15 protein-coding genes and 1 pseudogene are annotated in these 15,762 nt (G+C 68.0%); 7 read left to right on the forward strand and 9 right to left on the reverse strand.

Annotated elements, in window-relative coordinates; genetic code table 11:
• Positions 1–92: 92 nt before the first annotated feature.
• The 3 genes from ACIRB1_RS43625 to ACIRB1_RS43635 form a co-directional block, all read right to left on the reverse strand.
• Positions 93–1,346, reverse strand: a complete 1,254-nt coding sequence (locus ACIRB1_RS43625; protein ID WP_403469535.1) for an amino acid deaminase/aldolase — start codon at positions 1,344–1,346, stop codon at positions 93–95.
• Between the two features lie 109 nt (positions 1,347–1,455).
• On the reverse strand, positions 1,456–2,289 hold the full coding sequence (locus ACIRB1_RS43630; RefSeq protein ID WP_403469536.1) for an SDR family NAD(P)-dependent oxidoreductase: 834 nt from the start codon (positions 2,287–2,289) through the stop codon (positions 1,456–1,458).
• A gap of 53 nt (positions 2,290–2,342) precedes the next feature.
• Complete coding sequence (locus tag ACIRB1_RS43635) at positions 2,343–3,314, reverse strand: SMP-30/gluconolactonase/LRE family protein (RefSeq protein WP_403469537.1); 972 nt, start codon at positions 3,312–3,314, stop codon at positions 2,343–2,345.
• A 143-nt stretch (positions 3,315–3,457) separates the two neighbouring features.
• Between ACIRB1_RS43635 and ACIRB1_RS43640 the strand changes: the two genes are divergently transcribed.
• Both ACIRB1_RS43640 and ACIRB1_RS43645 read left to right on the forward strand, forming a co-directional pair.
• Complete coding sequence (locus tag ACIRB1_RS43640; RefSeq protein ID WP_403469538.1) at positions 3,458–4,999, forward strand: succinic semialdehyde dehydrogenase; 1,542 nt, start codon at positions 3,458–3,460, stop codon at positions 4,997–4,999.
• Positions 5,000–5,037: 38 nt separating this feature from the next.
• The gene (locus tag ACIRB1_RS43645) at positions 5,038–5,847 is read left to right on the forward strand and encodes a class II aldolase/adducin family protein (protein WP_403469539.1); all 810 of its coding nucleotides are present in this window, start codon (positions 5,038–5,040) and stop codon (positions 5,845–5,847) included.
• 128 nt (positions 5,848–5,975) lie between these two features.
• Here ACIRB1_RS43645 and ACIRB1_RS43650 read toward each other — a convergent pair whose 3' ends face one another.
• Positions 5,976–6,716, reverse strand: coding sequence for a TetR/AcrR family transcriptional regulator (locus ACIRB1_RS43650; protein ID WP_403469540.1), 741 nt, complete (start codon positions 6,714–6,716; stop codon positions 5,976–5,978).
• Positions 6,717–7,407: 691 nt separating this feature from the next.
• On the opposite strand from ACIRB1_RS43650, the gene ACIRB1_RS43655 reads away from it, so the two are divergent.
• Entirely contained in the window at positions 7,408–7,818 is a 411-nt protein-coding gene (locus ACIRB1_RS43655; RefSeq protein WP_403469566.1) for a transposase, read from the forward strand.
• A gap of 184 nt (positions 7,819–8,002) precedes the next feature.
• Here the strand turns inward: ACIRB1_RS43655 and ACIRB1_RS43660 are convergent, their stop codons facing one another.
• The 4 genes from ACIRB1_RS43660 to ACIRB1_RS43675 all read right to left on the reverse strand — a co-directional run bounded on the left by ACIRB1_RS43660 (position 8,003) and on the right by ACIRB1_RS43675 (position 11,500).
• A complete protein-coding gene (locus tag ACIRB1_RS43660) occupies positions 8,003–8,296 on the reverse strand; it encodes a putative quinol monooxygenase (RefSeq protein WP_403469541.1) in 294 nt (97 codons plus the stop codon).
• Positions 8,297–8,430: 134 nt separating this feature from the next.
• Positions 8,431–9,216 carry an ATP-binding cassette domain-containing protein gene (locus tag ACIRB1_RS43665; protein WP_403469542.1) on the reverse strand — a complete coding sequence of 262 codons (786 nt, stop codon included), beginning with the start codon at positions 9,214–9,216 and terminating at the stop codon, positions 8,431–8,433.
• A complete protein-coding gene (locus ACIRB1_RS43670; RefSeq protein ID WP_403469543.1) occupies positions 9,213–10,247 on the reverse strand; it encodes an ABC transporter permease in 1,035 nt (344 codons plus the stop codon). Before ACIRB1_RS43670 ends, ACIRB1_RS43665 begins: the two co-directional genes overlap by 4 nt.
• Positions 10,248–10,372: 125 nt before the next feature.
• Entirely contained in the window at positions 10,373–11,500 is a 1,128-nt protein-coding gene (locus tag ACIRB1_RS43675) for a substrate-binding domain-containing protein (protein WP_403469544.1), read from the reverse strand.
• A gap of 149 nt (positions 11,501–11,649) precedes the next feature.
• On the opposite strand from ACIRB1_RS43675, the gene ACIRB1_RS43680 reads away from it, so the two are divergent.
• Both ACIRB1_RS43680 and ACIRB1_RS43685 read left to right on the forward strand, forming a co-directional pair.
• Positions 11,650–12,708, forward strand: a complete 1,059-nt coding sequence (locus ACIRB1_RS43680; RefSeq protein WP_403469545.1) for a LacI family DNA-binding transcriptional regulator — start codon at positions 11,650–11,652, stop codon at positions 12,706–12,708.
• A 203-nt stretch (positions 12,709–12,911) separates the two neighbouring features.
• Positions 12,912–13,775: pseudogene (locus ACIRB1_RS43685) on the forward strand (RNA-guided endonuclease TnpB family protein); the annotation flags it as partial.
• A gap of 416 nt (positions 13,776–14,191) precedes the next feature.
• On the opposite strand, the gene ACIRB1_RS43690 reads toward ACIRB1_RS43685, so the two are convergent.
• The gene (locus ACIRB1_RS43690; RefSeq protein WP_403469546.1) at positions 14,192–14,554 is read right to left on the reverse strand and encodes a TetR-like C-terminal domain-containing protein; all 363 of its coding nucleotides are present in this window, start codon (positions 14,552–14,554) and stop codon (positions 14,192–14,194) included.
• Positions 14,555–14,568: 14 nt separating this feature from the next.
• Here ACIRB1_RS43690 and ACIRB1_RS43695 point away from each other — a divergent pair, with 14 nt between their 5' ends.
• Both ACIRB1_RS43695 and ACIRB1_RS43700 read left to right on the forward strand, forming a co-directional pair.
• On the forward strand, positions 14,569–14,943 hold the full coding sequence (locus tag ACIRB1_RS43695; protein ID WP_403469547.1) for a hypothetical protein: 375 nt from the start codon (positions 14,569–14,571) through the stop codon (positions 14,941–14,943).
• A 34-nt stretch (positions 14,944–14,977) separates the two neighbouring features.
• The gene (locus ACIRB1_RS43700) at positions 14,978–15,760 is read left to right on the forward strand and encodes a DUF2993 domain-containing protein (RefSeq protein WP_403469548.1); all 783 of its coding nucleotides are present in this window, start codon (positions 14,978–14,980) and stop codon (positions 15,758–15,760) included.
• Positions 15,761–15,762: the final 2 nt, after the last annotated feature.

The following is a 15,762-nucleotide window of genomic DNA, read 5'->3' on the forward strand; positions in this document are numbered from 1 at the left end:
TGCGGTGCCTGCCGGCGCAAGGGGCGGATGGTGGAACTCTGTTGACATCGGGCCTCCGAGAGGACGGGCCAGGAGTCGGAGCGGAGTTGGAGTCAGAGGAAGGCGTGGCCTTCGCCGCGGTAGGTCGTGACCTGCTCGACGATGTCGGCGCCCGAGACCAGGTGGAGTGTGTTGACGCGTTCGCACAGTTCGCCGGCCTTGGCGTGGCGGAACCACACGTGGTCACCGAGCCGGAGTCCGTGCGCCGCGCTGCCCAGGACAGGGGTCTGGACTTCTCCGGCTCCTTCCCTGGGGTTCATCCGCAAGCCTGGCGGCCAGCTCAGCGTGGGCTGACGGTCCAGGCCGGGTGGGCCGGAGGCGATCCAGCCGCCGCCGAGCACGGTGGCGATCCGGGTAGTCGGGCGGCGCACCACGGACATGACGAAGTAGGCGGCGGGCCGGGGGCGGAAACGTCGGTAGAAGTCGAACAGCCCCGGCCCGTACAGACCCGATCCGGCGCCGATCTCGGTGATGACGTGTTCGGAGGCGGTCTGTTCGATGGAGCCCGTGCCACCGCCGTTGACGAACTCCAGTGGTGCGACGGCTTGCACGGCGGCGACAGCGGCGGCGCGCCGGTCGGCCAGCTCGTTGGCGGACAGGCGCTGCATGGCACGGATCGCGGCCCTTTTGAGGGGGGACCCGGGCTGGTTGTCGCCGAGCCCGGCGATCTGGCCCTCGTAGGACATGATGCCAGCCAGGTGGAATCCGACGCGGTACTGGACGGCGCGGGCCAGAGCCGCCGCTTGCCGCGGGGTGTGCACCGGGGAGCGGTAGGGGCCGAGGTGGAGGCGGCCGCCGGCCAGTTCCAGTGAGGCGTCCAAGTCGATGCAGACGCGCAGGGCGGGCCGGGAGGTGCCGACCACGTCGTCGATGAAGTCCAGCTGGGCGATGGAGTCGACCATGAGGGTGACGCGGGCGGCCGTTCGCTCGTCCGCTGCGAGTCGTTTCAGCGCGGTGCGGTCGGTCGTCGGGTAGCCGATGACCACGTCCGAGTTGTCTTCGGCGAGCCACAGGGCTTCGGGCAGAGTGAAGGCGAGTATGCCTCGGTAGCCCTGTTGCTGGACGGCCCGCTGGATCAGTGCCCGGCTGCGGACCGATTTACTGGCCAGGCGGATGGTTGCCTGGCCGGCGGCACGGCGGGCCAAGTCGGTGGTGTTGGCGTCGAAGGCGTCGAGGTCGACTACGGCGAAGGGCGGATCGAGGTGTTCGGTCGCCCGGTTCAGCTGTGCCATGCGGGCCGCGCTCGGCCCGGCATCGGCGGGTTCGGCCCTTTTCGCATCCGGCCCGGACGCCATGCGTGTACTCATTTCCGCGCTCCTTCTGGGAGTTCACACCACTGGCATGGCGGCGGTGGCCAGCCAGGCGTCTCGTTGGTTTTCAGGGATGGGGCGGTTCGACCGTGAGCGTCGACGCCCCTCACCGGCCAGCTCCTCCCGGCCGGGTCAGCAGGCGCTCTCGCTGCCGTCGGCCCCTGGCTTCGGCGATGGGGATGACTCGGCGCATCAGGCGGGGGAAGACGCCGGCGATGCGCTGAACGCGGCCGGCGAGGGGCGGGAAGACCACCTCGACGGGTCTGGTGGCGACAGCGTCGATGACGGCCTGGGCGATCTGTCTCGGGGCGTAGGACTTCTCCGCGAAGGAGATGGAACAGGACGGGTCGGCCATTTCCTGCTTGAGCATGCCCGTCCGGGTGGACGGTGGATGAATGATGGTGAAGTCGAGCGGGCCGTCGCGCTCCTCGATGGCGAGGCTGTGGTGGAAGGCCCGCAGACCGTACTTCGAGGCGCAGTAGGTGGCGTATCCGGGCAGCGGCAGGAACGAGGTCATGCTGCAGACGTTGATGATGTGACCGTGGCCCTGGGCGGTCATCCGCTCCAGCGCCGCGCAGACCCCGGTGATGGTGCCGAGCAGGTTCACCTCGACGATGTCACGGTGCTGCTGGGCATCGAGGTCGCGCGCTACTCCGGTGTGGGTGATGCCCGCGTTGTTGACCAGCACGTCGACTCCGCCGAAGACGGCTTCCGCCGCCTCGAAGGCTTTGGCCCACCCTTCGATGCTGCGAATGTCCAGTACACAGGCGGCGGCTCGGGGCCCCAGGCTGCGGGCGCGGCTGGCGACAGCCACTTCGTCGACGTCGGTCAGCATCACCCGGTGGCCGCGTGCGACGGCAAGTTCAGCGATGGCGGCGCCGATGCCGTTGGCCGCACCGGTGACAAGGATGACCTGGTTCTGCTCTGTTCGTGGGCCCATGGCCACAGACTCCTTCGTACACATGAGGTCGGCGTCATTCGTCACTGGGCGCGTCACAGCCGCAGCATCTCGATGCGGCCGCCGCCCAGAGCGGCGGCGCGGACGGGATCGTCCGTCGGGACGGTGGCGGCGAAGAGAGTGCGTCCGTCCTTCCCCGCCACGAGGCAGCTGAGCGTGTGCTGGCTCGTCGCCACTCGGTCAAGGACGCCGCCGCCCTCCGCTACGCGCACGCATTCGCCGCGCAGGGCGTTCGCCACCCAGATCGTCTCGTCGTCGGTGTGCCAGGCGATGCCGTCGGGTGCGATGGGTGACGCCGAATGCCGAGCGATGGCGGGGTGATCAAGGAGGGCGGAGATTCTGCGGGTGATCCGCCCAGGCAGGCCCGGATGGTTGGCGAGGCGCCACAGGACCGGCGAGATCAGCGCGGCCCAGGGCTGCGGACCTGCGAGCGTGCCGTCGGCGTTGACGGGAAGGCGGGTGAGTCGCATGGCGAGTGTTTCGGCCGTCACCACCGTGGTGCCATCGCGCGTGAGGAGCATGCCGTTGGGAAACAGCAGCGGCTCCGTCAGTCCGAGGAGGCTTCCGTCCGGAGCCAGACACGCGATGGGCGTTCGCGGAGGGCCGGGCGGCGCGTAGAGCTGCGAGTTGGGGTGCTCGCGCACGAAGGCGTGGTAGTCGAAGCCGAAGTTTCCTACGTAGGCCCGTCCTTGGGGGTCGACGAGCATGTCGTTGACCGGGCCGCCGACGATGTGGCGCAGGTCGGCGTGCTCGACCAACTCGCCGTCCGCTTCCTGCCGGTAGACGCGGCCGCCGTCCATGGAGACGACGAGCAGGCGACCGTCGGGAAGCCAGCCCAGGCCGCCGGCCCGGCCTGGGACCTTCAGGACCGTCTCCGGCTCCCCGCTGCCGTCCCAGCGATGCACTGTGCCGTGCGCCAGATCGGAGAACCACAGTGCTCCCTCGTGCCAGCGCAGGGATTCCGGAACACCGAGGCCGCTCAGCGCGAGCGTTGCCGTCCTTTTCATTTCAGCCACTCCTCAAGTGACCGGCTGCCGGGGCTCTGCTCCACCGCAACCAGAAGTTGGACGCTTGTACAGGACGCTTGACTTGTACGGGCGACCGTCTCATTCTGAGTGGACTGAAGTCAACGTTCCAGCGGGGAGTTTTCGTGGCTCGGACTCAAACCCTCACAGCAGAAGGCGCACCGGCAGGAGCGCGTATCGCGGTAGACAATCCGGCCACCGGAGCGGTGGTCGGCCACATCGCGGTTACCACCGCACAGGAGGTGGCCGAGGCGATCGCACGGGCCCGGCGAGCACAGGCGAACTGGGCCTCGCTGGACACCCGTTCACGGAGGGAGTTCTTCACACGCGCCCGCCAGTGGCTGCTGGCCCACCGGGAGGAGATCGCGGACAGCATCGTCGAGGAGAACGGCAAGGCACGGGAGGACGCGATCGTCGAGATCGTCTACTGTGCCGGCGCCTTCGCCTACTGGGCGAAGCAGGCGCGGCGGCTTCTCGCCGACACGAGGATCCGTTCCCTGTCCCCCTTCGTTCTCGGGCGCAGCATGTATACCCGCCGGGTGCCGCTCGGGGTGGTCGCGGTGATCGGCCCCTGGAACAACCCGCTGCTCAATTCGTTCGGGGACGCCATCCCGGCCCTGGCCGCCGGCAACGCGGTCGTCCTCAAGCCCTCCGAGCACACGCCGCTGACCGCGCTGCTCATGGACCGGATGACCCGCGAGTGCGGCTGGCCCAAGGACGTATTCCAGGTCGTCGCCGGCGCGGGCACCACCGGTCAGGCGCTGGTGGACACCGCGGATTTCGTCATGTTCACCGGATCGACCAAAACGGGCCGACTGGTCGCGGCGAGGGCGGGCGAGCGGCTGATCCCGTGCTCACTGGAGCTCGGCGGCAAGGACGCTCTCATCGTCCTTGCCGACGCCTCCTTGGAACGGGCGGTGAACGTCACGATCCAGGGTGCCCTCTCCAACGGGGGCCAAATGTGCACCTCGGTAGAGCGGGTGTACGTGGAGGAGCCCGTCTACGACGCGTTCGTCGATCTGCTGCGGAAACGCTTCCAACAGGTCACCTCAGGCAAGCCGGCCGGGCTGGGCAGCGTCGATGTGGGGGCCATGACTTTCCCTCCCCAGCTGGCCACCGTCCAAGACCACGTCGAGGACGCCGTACGCAAGGGTGCACGCGCCCTCGTAGGAGGCCACACCACCCCGGGGCCCGGTCGGTTCTTCTCCCCCACCCTGCTCGTCGACGTCGACCACACCATGAAGTGCATGCGGGAGGAGACCTTCGGCCCCACGTTGCCGGTGATGAAAGTCGCCGACGCCGAGGAGGCCGTCCGCCTGGTCAACGACAGCTCCTACGGGCTGCAGGCCTCTGTGATCGGATCGGACATCAGGCGCACTCGCCGCTTGGCGGAACGGCTAGAGGCCGGCTGCGTCACCATCAACGACGCGCAGACCAACTACATGGCCCTCGGGCTGCCCATGGGCGGCTGGAAGGACTCCGGACTCGGCGTCCGCCACGGCGCCGACGGCATCCGCAAGTACACCAAGCTCCAGGCCGTCAGCACGAACCGGTTCCCGCTACGTCGGGACATGCACATGATCCCCTACAACCCCTCGGCCTACCGCCTCATCCTGCGCCTGGTGGACGCGATGTACGGCACCCGGCGAGGCCACCGCGGCAAATAGCGCACAGGCAGCCGTCACATCACGAGAGGACCCCACCCATGACCATCGCACCCACCGCCCCCCAACACGCATCCGTCGGCGCCATGCCCGAAGGTGTCCACCTGCCCCTGCCGCGGCACGACCTGAGCGTGGAAGAGGAGCGCCAGGTCCGCAAGCAGGAACTCGCCGCCGCCTTCCGCCTCTTCGCGCGCTTCGGATTCTCCGAGGGCGTGGCCGGACACATCACCGCCCGCGACCCCGAGAACCCCTCAGCCTTCTGGGTCAACCCCTTCGGTATGTCGTTCAGCCAGATAAGCGTCTCGGACCTCATCCTCGTCGACCACGACGGCACACTCCTGGAAGGCAAACGGCCCGTCAACAACGCAGCGTTCTGCATCCACTCCGAAGTGCACCGCGCCAGGCCCGACGTGATCGCGGCCGCCCACACCCACTCTCTCCACGGCAAGGCCTTCTCCAGCCTCGGCATCCCCCTGGAACCGATCACGCAGGACTCCTGCGCGTTCTTCGAAGCCCACGGCGTCTACTCCGACTACCAGGGCGTGGTCAACGACACCGAGGAAGGCCGACGCATCGGCCTGGCCCTGGGCGACCGCAGAGCCGTCATCCTGCAGAACCACGGACTGCTCACGGTCGGCGAGTCCGTGGCCGAGGCCGCGTGGTACTTCATCACCATGGAACGTTCCTGCCAGACCCAACTGCTGGCCATGGCAGCCGGAACACCGAAGATCATCGCCCCCGACACGGCACGGCAGGTCCGTGGCCAGATCACCGGCGCCCTGCCCGGCTGGTTCCAGTTCCGGCCACTGTGGGATCAGATCACCGCGGAACAGCCAGACCTGTTCGACTGACACAGCGCACGAATCACAATCCCCGATCCCGGCGCGTTTACCGAAGCCCGGCTCGGTCCATAAAGCAGGCGGCGGCGCTCACCCGGTAGCAATACGGACCGGAAGCGCTGCCGCCGACGTCTGTGCGCTTACTCTTTCTCAGCGGCGAAGGACAAAAGGTGTTCGCCGGTGAGGCGGAGAACCTCACGGGAGTCCTCACTGTTGCGATCGACCAGCCAACACAGGGTCAGACCGTCCAATACCGCGTTGAGGTAACGTGCCAGGACCGGAACCGGAGCAGTCCAGCGAATCCCCTCGCTCGATGCCGCTTCCGTGAGCAGTGCCTTATGGACTTCCAGGTAACTCTGATACTGCCGCCGAGCCAGTTCCTCGAAGCCTGCCTGCCGCAGCGCGTAATGCGTGAGTTCATAGCTCACCTGGTGCTGTCCCGGGCTGAGCTCAACGCCCTCCCAGAAGGCGGCCAGACTCTTGGCGATCCGTGCGCTCAAGTCGCCCCCCTCGTGCAGGGCTTCCCGCGAGGCTTCGGCACTTCTTTCGGTAAAGCGGGTAAGGACCTCCTGAAGGAGTTCTTCCCGAGAGCTGAAGCAGTAGTGGAAAACACCCAACGGCATTTTCGCTTCATTGACGATTGCGCGCGTAGTCGCTTTTACGACTCCGTCGCGGACCATGACTCGGAACGCTGCTGAGATCAGCTCTTCCCGTCGGTCTTTCGCCGCCATGCGAGACATGCGGTCTGCTTTCCCCGGTGAGATTGAGATGTACATCCACATTGTATCGCAGCGTCTTGGACGGGTGACCAACACCTGGCGGAAGATGAACCCCATCTCGCCAAGGAGGGCGCGGGTGAGTACGGCGCCGAGCCGCCGCATCAAGCGACCGCACTGTCGGTTCACGAGGTCAGCGGTCGCAATGAACGGCTCCGGCGGACGGGTTCCCGCCACCTCTGCCCGGCGAGGAAAACACCAGCGCTTGTGGAACCGTTCTCGACAGCACGACGGCCCAACCCACCCCAAGACGGGGCCTCCTTCTCAGCTCGCACCCGCTGCGACGAAATCGGCGGCCGAGTGCTCGCCCATCTACAAGGGATCGCGAGGGGCAGCTGCACTGGCGGGAGGATACTGCCCTGCCGCCGGCCTCGCTGCGGTTCGACTCCCCGTATGACCCAGACGCGCACTACTGCGTCACACGCGATGTCGAGTGGAGCGGATACCGGGTTGACACCGCGTCGCGTGACCAGGACCCGCCGCACCTGGTGGTGCATGTGGCCACCACCATTGCTCCCGTCCAGGACAGGCAGCCGACCGAGAAGATTCACGACGACCTTGCCACCCGCCGCCTGGCTCCGGCCGAGCACATCGTGGACACCGCCTGCCTCTCGCCCGCCCACATCGAGCGGGCTCAGCGCGTGCACGGCATCGCTGCTCGGACCGGTCTCGCAGACAACGGCCGTCAGGCCAAGGCGGATTCGGGCTTCGACAAGTCGGCTTTCACCATCGACGGGGCAACGAACAAGCCATCTGCCCGCGAGGTGCCACGAGCGCGTCCTGGACCGAGCTGCACATCTCCGGCCACACCTATCTCCAGGCCCGCTACGCCGAGAGGCACGGCCGGCCCTGCCCAGACCGTGCCCGGTGCACTTCCCTGGCCACAGGCTCCCGCTCAGTCGCAGTCCTGCCGCGGGCACTGCACGAGATCCAGGTGCGCAATCGGCTCGACCAACTGACCGAGCAGCGGCAACGCCGGTACGCGATCCGCGCCGGCATCGAAGCCGCTCTCTGGCGAAACGTCCGAGCCCACGGTCTCCGCAGAGCCCGCTACCGAGGCCTCGCCCGCACCCACGTACACCACGTCCTGACCGCCACGGCCTGCAACCTCAGCCGCCTCGCCGGCTGGCACGACACCACCCCATCGACCCGCCGCACATACCGGTTTCAGACGCTCCGCACCGCAGCAGGATTCACGATCATCTGACCACTAAAGATCACCAACAGAGTCACGACATTGGGTTTAGCCCGGGAGGCACCGCGTGCCAGACGGCTGCCCGAACTGGCCTTCTCGTCCACGGGAGCGCCGCGAAACACCGTATCCATCAAGTCGCCCATGCCGGATGCTGATGCCTGCGGTAGGCCGGTCGTATGCGGTACGCGCAGGGGCGTCAGTCCACCTCATCGAGAAACGTCAGCACGGAGGCATCCTCCTCGATCAGCGGAACGAGGGCCGCATTGAATGGGACGCTGTAGGGAGCCTTCACATGCGTCCGGAAGGCGTCCTCGTCGCGGTACACCTCGAAGATCCAGAAGGCACGTGGGTCGGATGCCTTGGTGTAGACGTCGAAGGCGAGGTTGCCGTCTTCCTTGCGGACCTTCCGGGCGTAGTCCCCCAGCAGGCGGGCGACGTCGTCCTGCGCCCCCTCGCGAGCGGTGAATTCGGCGTACAGCGTCTTCTTCACGATGGTGTCGTGTCCTCGCGTGGTGTGGGTGTGGGTGTGGGTGCGACCGTCGACCGGTCGTGTCCTCGGCCGAGCTGTCGGACGGGGGCCGGGGCCGCGCCGAGGTTCCCGGTGGGCAGTCCCGACCGCCCCTGTCAGCCGGTCTCCGCGACCAGTTTCTTCGCGCCCGTCATGATGGCGACCGCATCTTCCATCGAGTGCGACTTCGGGGTGATGACCCCGGCGCAGCCGCCGAGACGCTGGATGTGGATGCGGTCGGCCACGTCGAAGACGTTGGGCATGTTGTGACTGATCAGGATGACGCCGAGGCCCTGGTCGCGCAGGTCGCGGACGAGTTTGAGCACCTGGCCGGTCTCACGGACGCCCAGTGCGGCGGTGGGCTCGTCAAGGATGACGACCCGGCCGCCGAAGGCACCCGCGCGGGCGACGGCCACGGACTGGCGCTGGCCGCCGGAGAGGGTCTCCACCGCCTGGTTGATGTTCTGCAGGGTGCTGATGCCGAGCCGTTTTATGTGGTCGGATGCCTGCTTCTTCATCTCGCCGGTGTCGAGCATCCGGAACACCGAGCCGAGCACGCCCTTGCGGCGGATCTCGCGGGCGAGGAACAGATTGCTGGCGATGTCCAGCGCGGGGGCGACGGCGAGGGTCTGGTAGACGGTCTCGATGCCGGCCTCGCGGGCGTCCTGAGGCCGCTTGAAGGCAACCTCCTTCCCGTCGACGAGGATGCTGCCCCGGTCGGGGACGAGGGCGCCGGACAGGCACTTGATCAGGGTGGACTTGCCGGCGCCGTTGTCCCCGATGACGGCGAGGACCTCGCCAGCGTGGAGCGTAAGGTCGACGTCGTCTAGGCCGACGACCCTGCCGAACACCTTGACCAGGCCCTGGGCCTGAAGGACGGGGGTGGTGGTGGCGGTCGTCACGACTTCACGCTCCGGATCCACTGGTCGACGGAGACAGCCGCGATCACCAGGATGCCGACTGCAAGGACTTGGTAGTTGGGGTCGATGCCGGCCAGCGCGAGGCCGTTGACGAAGACCTGGACGATGAGCGCGCCGATCAGCGAGCCGATCACCACGCCACGTCCGCCGAACAGGCTGGTGCCGCCGATGACTACGGCGGTGATGGACTGCAGGTTGGCGTTGAGACCGCTGTTGGGGTCCCCGCCGCCGACCCGGCCGACCAGGATCCAGGCGCCCACGGCGATGGCGAAACCGCCCACCATGTAGGCACTCAGCAGCACCCGGTTGACGGAGATGCCGGCGAGCCGAGCGGCCTCGATGTCGTCGCCCACGGCGTACAGGTGGCGGCCCCAGGCGGTGTAGCGCAACGCGTAGCCGATCACCACGTACAGGGCGATCATGAGCAGGACACCGGTGGTCAGGTTCAACTGCCCGATGGAGATCGTGTCGGCGCTCCACATGAGGATGTTGCCGGGCTCCAGGGAGACGGTCTGGCCCTTGGCGTAGATCAGGGTGATCGCGGTGAACACGCTGAGGGTGCCCAGGGTGACGATGAACGGAGGCAGCTTGATCTTGGTGACCAGCAGTCCGTTGACAACCTGCGCGGCGATGGCGACGACCGCTCCGGCGAGCAGGGCCAGCACGCCCGGCAGGTGGTTGTCCGCGACGAGTTTCGACATCAGCAGAGAAGAGAGCACCATGACCGCGCCGATGGACAGGTCGATGCCGGCGGTGAGGATGATGACGGTCTGGCCGACGGCGAGTGAGCCGACGACTGCCACCTGCTGGGCTACCAGCGACAGGTTCTGCAGGGCGTAGAAGCGCTCGTTGACCAGGGAGAACACAATCGCGGCGAGCACCAGGACGATCGCCGGGCTGAGCGCCGGCTGGCGGTGCAGCACCGCGTGTATGCGCTGGGCCGGTGTGGCGGGCCGGTTGAGGAACTCCTCCGCCGGTGCCGGTGCGGCATTACTGTCCACGTGGGTGGTCACAGGGGATCCTTCCGGTTCTTTCCCTCGTGCGGGCCTTCGTACGAGCCTTCGTTCGCGCTCGGGGCTCATGTGGCGCGGGTGCGCCGCCGGAGGCGGTGCCGGCGACGCACCCGGCTCGGAGCGGGTCAGCTGCCCCAGCAGGCGGAGGCGGCCTGCGACGGGGACTGGACCGTGATGCCGCTGATGGCCTTGGCAGCGACCAGGGCGGTACCGGTGTCGTAGAAGGACTTGCCGCTGGTCACGCCGGGCTTGCTGCCACCGCGGGCCAGCTTCGCGATGGAGCTGACGCCGAGTGCGGCCATCTTGCCGGGGTACTGCACGGCGTCCGCGGCGAACTTGCCGCTGGTGACGTTCTTGAGGCCGGAGCAGCTGCCGTCGATCGCGTAGATCGCGACGTTCTTCTCCTTGCCCGCCGCCTTCAGCGCGTTGTACGCGCCCTCGCCCGCGGGCTCGTTGATCGCATAGACCACGTTGATGTCCGGGTTGGCGGACAGGCAGTTCTCCATCGCGGTGCGGCCGCCGTCGATGGCGCCCTGGGTGGGCTGGTGACAGGCGACCTTGTACGTGCCGCCCTTGCCGCCGGTGTACTTCCCGGACTTGGCCTCCTTGCCGTTCTCGGTCTTGCTGCCGGGGTCGATGCCCATGCCCTCGAGGAAACCGTGGTCGCGGTCGATGTCGACGGAGACGACCTGGTTGTTGAACAGGTCGAGCATGGCGATGACCGCGGGCTTGCCGTTCAGGGCCGCCGCCGCGTACTGGCCGTCGAGCTTGCCGGCCTGCTCGTTGTCGGTGGCGTAGGTGATGTCCGCGGTGTTCGCCGGGTTGGGCGCGGTGTCGAGGGCTATCACGAACAGGCCGGCCTGCTTGGCCCGCTTCAGGGCGGTGTTCACGGCGTCGCCGTTGGTGGTGATGAGGATGCCCTTGTCGCCGCGCGAGATGGCGTTGTCGATGGCGGTGATCTGGGTCTGGGTGTCGCCGTCGGTGGTGCCCGCCGCCACCGTGAGGCTCACGTTGTCCTTGGTGGCCTGGGTCTTGGCGTCCTTCTCCATGCTCACGAAGTAGGGGTTGCTCAGCGTTTTCAGGATCAGCGACACACCCACCTTGCCGCCGCCGCCCGACGCGGACGATGGGGAGCTTCCGTCAGAGGAACCGCAGGCCGCGAGGGTTACGCCGAGGCATACGGTGACGCCGACAGCTGCCGCCCGGGTGCGCCGGCTGCGCCGGCCCGACGCGTGGCTGGTGGAGATGTTCATGGCTTGATCCCTTTCGGAGCCGTCCCGTGGTCGACGCTGAGACAACGTTGACTGAACGGGATATTGGGCCCGTATGGACGAGCCCGTCAAGGCACTGGTAGACATACGTGGGCAACGAGTAGGTAACGCAAAATCAGTTGGAGACAACGATGACTCTGGGCGAACCGCCGTCGCGGTCCCCCCGCAGCCGCCCCACCATGCGTGAGGTGGCGGCGCTGGCCGGCGTGGCCATCAAGACGGTGTCGCGCGTGGTCAACGAAGTCCCCACTGTCGATCCGGCCATCGCCGCCCGGGTGCGTGACGCGGCCGACAAACTGGGCTACCGGCCCAACCTGACCGCCAGCAGCCTGCGCCGCGGAGACGGCCGAACCTCGATGATCGGCATGCTCGTCGAGGACGCCGCGAATCCCTTCTCGGCCGCACTGACCCGCACCGTCGAGAACGTGGCCCGCGAGCGCGGAGTCCTGGTCCTGGTCGGCAGCCTGGACGAGAACCCGGACCGGGAGCGAGAGTTGGCCCGCGCGCTCATCGACCGGCGGGTCGACGGGCTGGTGATCGTCCCGGCCGGCCACGACCACAGTTACCTGATCAGTGAGCAGCGTTCAGGCACCTGCATGGTCTTCGTCGACCGAGAACCCAGCCTTCTCGATGCGGACAGCGTTGTCTCCGACAACCGCCAGGGCGCCGTCACCGCCGTCGACCATCTACTGAAAGCCGGCCACCGCCGCATCGCCTACCTCGGCGACCGGGCGACCATCTCCACCGCCGCCCAGCGTTTCGACGGTTACCGACACGCCCTGGAACTCGCGCGCATCGACTACGACGACGAACTCGTCCACCACACGGGGGCCAGCGAGGCCGCCGCCATCGCCGCGACCGAGCGAGTCCTGTCGCTGCCGAACCCGCCCACCGCGTTGTTCACCAGCCAAAACCTGGTCACGATAGGAGCCGTCCGCGCGCTGCGCACTCTCGGCCTTGAGCACGGCGTCGCCCACGTGGGCTTCGACGACTTCCCGCTGGCCGACATCCTCAACCCGGGCATCTCCGTCATCGCCCAGGACACCGAGCAGGTAGGCAGGACAGCCGCCGAGATACTCTTCCGCAGACTCGACGGCGACCAGTCCCCCACGCGCACCGTCACCGTGGCGACCCGGCTGATCGAACGAGGCTCCGGCGAGATCCCGGCCGGCGGACCCCGCAATGACTGAGGTGACGCAGACGACGGGACAGCAGCCCATCGTGACCGTGACCGCGCCGCGCCGGAGCCACTGGTGGCGGGCGGGTCGATGTGCGGCCTCGCCGTCCTGACGGCCGTGGGTACCTGGGTGTGCGGCGTCTACAGCATGTCCGACCCGACCACGACCATCTTGACCGGGATACGGATCGACGACTGCTCTGACGCTGGTTCGTCTCCTTCCAGGCCGAGGTCAAGCGCGACCTCGAACGCGTCGCGCGCCCCGACGTCGCTGTCGGGATCGACCTTGGGGTGAAGACCCTCGCGGTCATGGCCGACAGCACCGGCGAGATCAGGCAGATCCCCAACCCGGGCCACCACGACGCCGCGCGCAAGCGGCTGCGCCGCGCCTCCCGGGTCGTGTCCCGCCGCCAGGGCCCCGACCGGCGCACCGGGCAGAAGCCATCGAAGCGGTGGGAGAAGGCCAACGCCCAGCGGAACAAGGTCCACCACCGGGTGGCGAACCTCCGCGAAGACGCCCTGCACAAGCTCACCACCGCCGTGGCCGCCGAGTACGGCACCGTCGTGGTCGAAGACCTCAACGTCGCCGGCATGCTCCGCAACCGGCGCCTGGCCCGCAGGATCGCCGACGCCGGATTCGGGGAGATCCGCCGCCGGCTCGACTACAAGACCAGCCAGCGCCACGCCACCCGCCTTGTGGTCGCCGACCGCTGGTACCCGTCCACGAAGACCTGCTCCGGGTGCGGCACAGTGAAAGCCAAACTGCCGCTGCACGTCCGGACCTACCACTGCGACGCCTGCGGTCTGGTCATCGACCGGGACGACAACGCCGCACTCAACCTCGCCGCCCTCGCGACAGCCGCAGCCGCAGCCGCAGCCGCAGCAACTGGTACCGGAGTGGCCGGAGACCAGGACACCACCGAGGTGGTGTCGAAGCCTCGTGGAGCCGACCACAAGACCCGCGCCACCCGCACCCGCCGCAAGGCGGAAACGGGGCGGGCAGGTGGCACAACCCTGCCGCAGCAGCGGCAGACAGAAACGAGAGACCGTCCTCAAACCGAAGCCCTCACGCTCTGGTGACGAGACGGACCTTCCGGGCCGCAATGCCCGGAATGCTGAGACCTGACTACGGCCTCGGCAACGGCAGTACTGGACCCGAGAAGAAGGTGCCAGAACCGCCACACAGATCGCCGCACAGCTCAAATGCCACAGCGACGAATGAGAAGGATTTCGTAGGCAACAGATGGTGGGCGGGACAGCAACTCTGATCCGTCCAAACCGAGAGGGTGCCGCGCCATGGTGCGGCACCCTCTGTCGGTCGCGGCTGACCTTCGAGGTGGCGGAACCCCGAGGAATTGACATCCGGATGAGACGGATCTCTGCTGACACTCAGTGAGACACCGCGCGACGCCGCAGGTCAAGAGCGCCGCAAGACACGACCGATGGGTCAAGGTGGTGGCACCGGTAGACCTCGTCCAAGGAGCCGAACCGGGTCGCTACGGTGCCCACGCCCGTAGTGCTGCATCCACCACCGCGTCCACCGTGTCGTGACCGAGCCTGGCACCCACGAGAAAGCGCTGGTAGACGAGTGGGCCGACAGTCGTCATGGCGAACGTCTCGGCTGTGACGTCATCGCGCAGCCTCCCCCGGTTGACGGCCGCGGTGACGGCGGGCCGCAGGGCATCCACAATCTGGGCCAGCAGTGTCTGTCGGAGGTTCTGCATGTTGTCGTCGTACTGTGCCCCACCCAGTACGGCGGCGAGAACGGCCCCGGCCTGGGCGTCGTCGAGCCGCTCGCCGAGCTGGTGCAGGTAGTGGACCAGCTCGGCGCGCGGTTCGGCACCGGACGCCGCCCGCACGTCCTCGGGCGCCGGTGACAGGGGCGGCGCGCTTCGTCCTCGCGGTGTGGCCGGTCGGAGATCGCTACCGCATCCTGCTCCGCCTCGCTCGCCAGGACCTCGGGGCCGATCGGCTGGCGGAAGTCCTGGCCCCCGCGCGCGACATGGCGGAGGCGATCATCGGCCGGGGTCAGCGCCAGGGAGTCTTCCAGACCCTCGCTCCGCCGGCTGTGCTGACCCGGGCGCTGGAGGGACACCTGCTAGGCCTTCTGGACTGCGTGAACGGCGGGGTCTGGAGCGACGACGGCACCGGCACCGCGACCGCCGCCCTGATCGCGATGGGCGTGGACGGAGTCAGCGCGGCGACGTGCCTTCGCGGACTCGGCCGACCCGAGGGCGACGCCGCGTAGGCACTTCCCGAAGCACCACTCGAAGAGGAGAAGCATGTATCGATCCCACCGCGACGAGGAGTACGTCGGCGAGCCGTACTACGGCGACGGCTCCGTGTACGTGAGCCCCCCGACCCGGACCAGGCGGCGCCTGATCGTCGCCGCCGCTTCCCTGGTGGCCCTGCTGGTCGGCGGAGTCGCGGTCGACCGGATCGCCGCTGTTCGCGCGGAGAGCCGTACGGCCGAGGCCTTCCAGGACGGCATGGGAACCGCCGATCGGCCAGCGGTGCACGTCAGGGGCTTTCCCGTGCTGACCCAGCTCGCCGAGGGCCGCTTGGACCACGTCGACCTCACTGCCCGCGACATACCCGCGGACGGCACGACTCGGCCCCTGCCGGTGACGAAGCTGACGGTCGGAATGGACGGGCTCGAGACTTCGGGGAGCGCCGATGTGGCACACGCCCGCAGCGTTCAGGCAACCGCCCACCTGTCGTACGCGGACGTGTCGAGCGCGCTCGGCGTGCAAGTGTCACGGGGCGACGAGTCGGGCCGGGTCAACGCGACCGCGAGTCTGCCGCTCGTCGGCGACGTGACCGTGAGCGCGGCCGTCTCGGCGGCCCAAGGCAACAGCATCGCCTTCACCAACGAACGCGCGGAGCAGGGCGAACTGCTCCCTCCGCTGAAATCACTGCTCGACAAGGCTCTGGACGAGCCCGTACCGCTGCAGAACGTGCCCGAAGGACTGCGTCTGCAGTCGGTCACCACCACCGAGGACGGAATCGATGCCCGCTTCACAGGCCACTCGGTCACCTTCCACCCGGACTCGTCGTCCGCGTGAGG

This window comes from Streptomyces sp. NPDC096013 (assembly GCF_044763565.1).
GTDB lineage: Bacteria > Actinomycetota > Actinomycetes > Streptomycetales > Streptomycetaceae > Streptomyces.

Excerpts from the sequence above, each read along its gene's own strand:
- ACIRB1_RS43625 (WP_403469535.1), bottom strand. The coding sequence starts at position 1,346 with ATGAGTACACGCATGGCGTCCGGGCCGGATGCGAAAAGGGCCGAACCC.
- ACIRB1_RS43630 (WP_403469536.1), bottom strand. The coding sequence starts at position 2,289 with ATGGGCCCACGAACAGAGCAGAACCAGGTCATCCTTGTCACCGGTGCG.
- ACIRB1_RS43635 (WP_403469537.1), bottom strand. The coding sequence starts at position 3,314 with ATGAAAAGGACGGCAACGCTCGCGCTGAGCGGCCTCGGTGTTCCGGAA.
- ACIRB1_RS43645 (WP_403469539.1), top strand. The coding sequence starts at position 5,038 with ATGACCATCGCACCCACCGCCCCCCAACACGCATCCGTCGGCGCCATG.
- ACIRB1_RS43650 (WP_403469540.1), bottom strand. The coding sequence starts at position 6,716 with ATGCGGCGGCTCGGCGCCGTACTCACCCGCGCCCTCCTTGGCGAGATG.
- ACIRB1_RS43675 (WP_403469544.1), bottom strand. The coding sequence starts at position 11,500 with ATGAACATCTCCACCAGCCACGCGTCGGGCCGGCGCAGCCGGCGCACC.
- ACIRB1_RS43680 (WP_403469545.1), top strand. The coding sequence starts at position 11,650 with ATGACTCTGGGCGAACCGCCGTCGCGGTCCCCCCGCAGCCGCCCCACC.
- ACIRB1_RS43700 (WP_403469548.1), top strand. The coding sequence starts at position 14,978 with ATGTATCGATCCCACCGCGACGAGGAGTACGTCGGCGAGCCGTACTAC.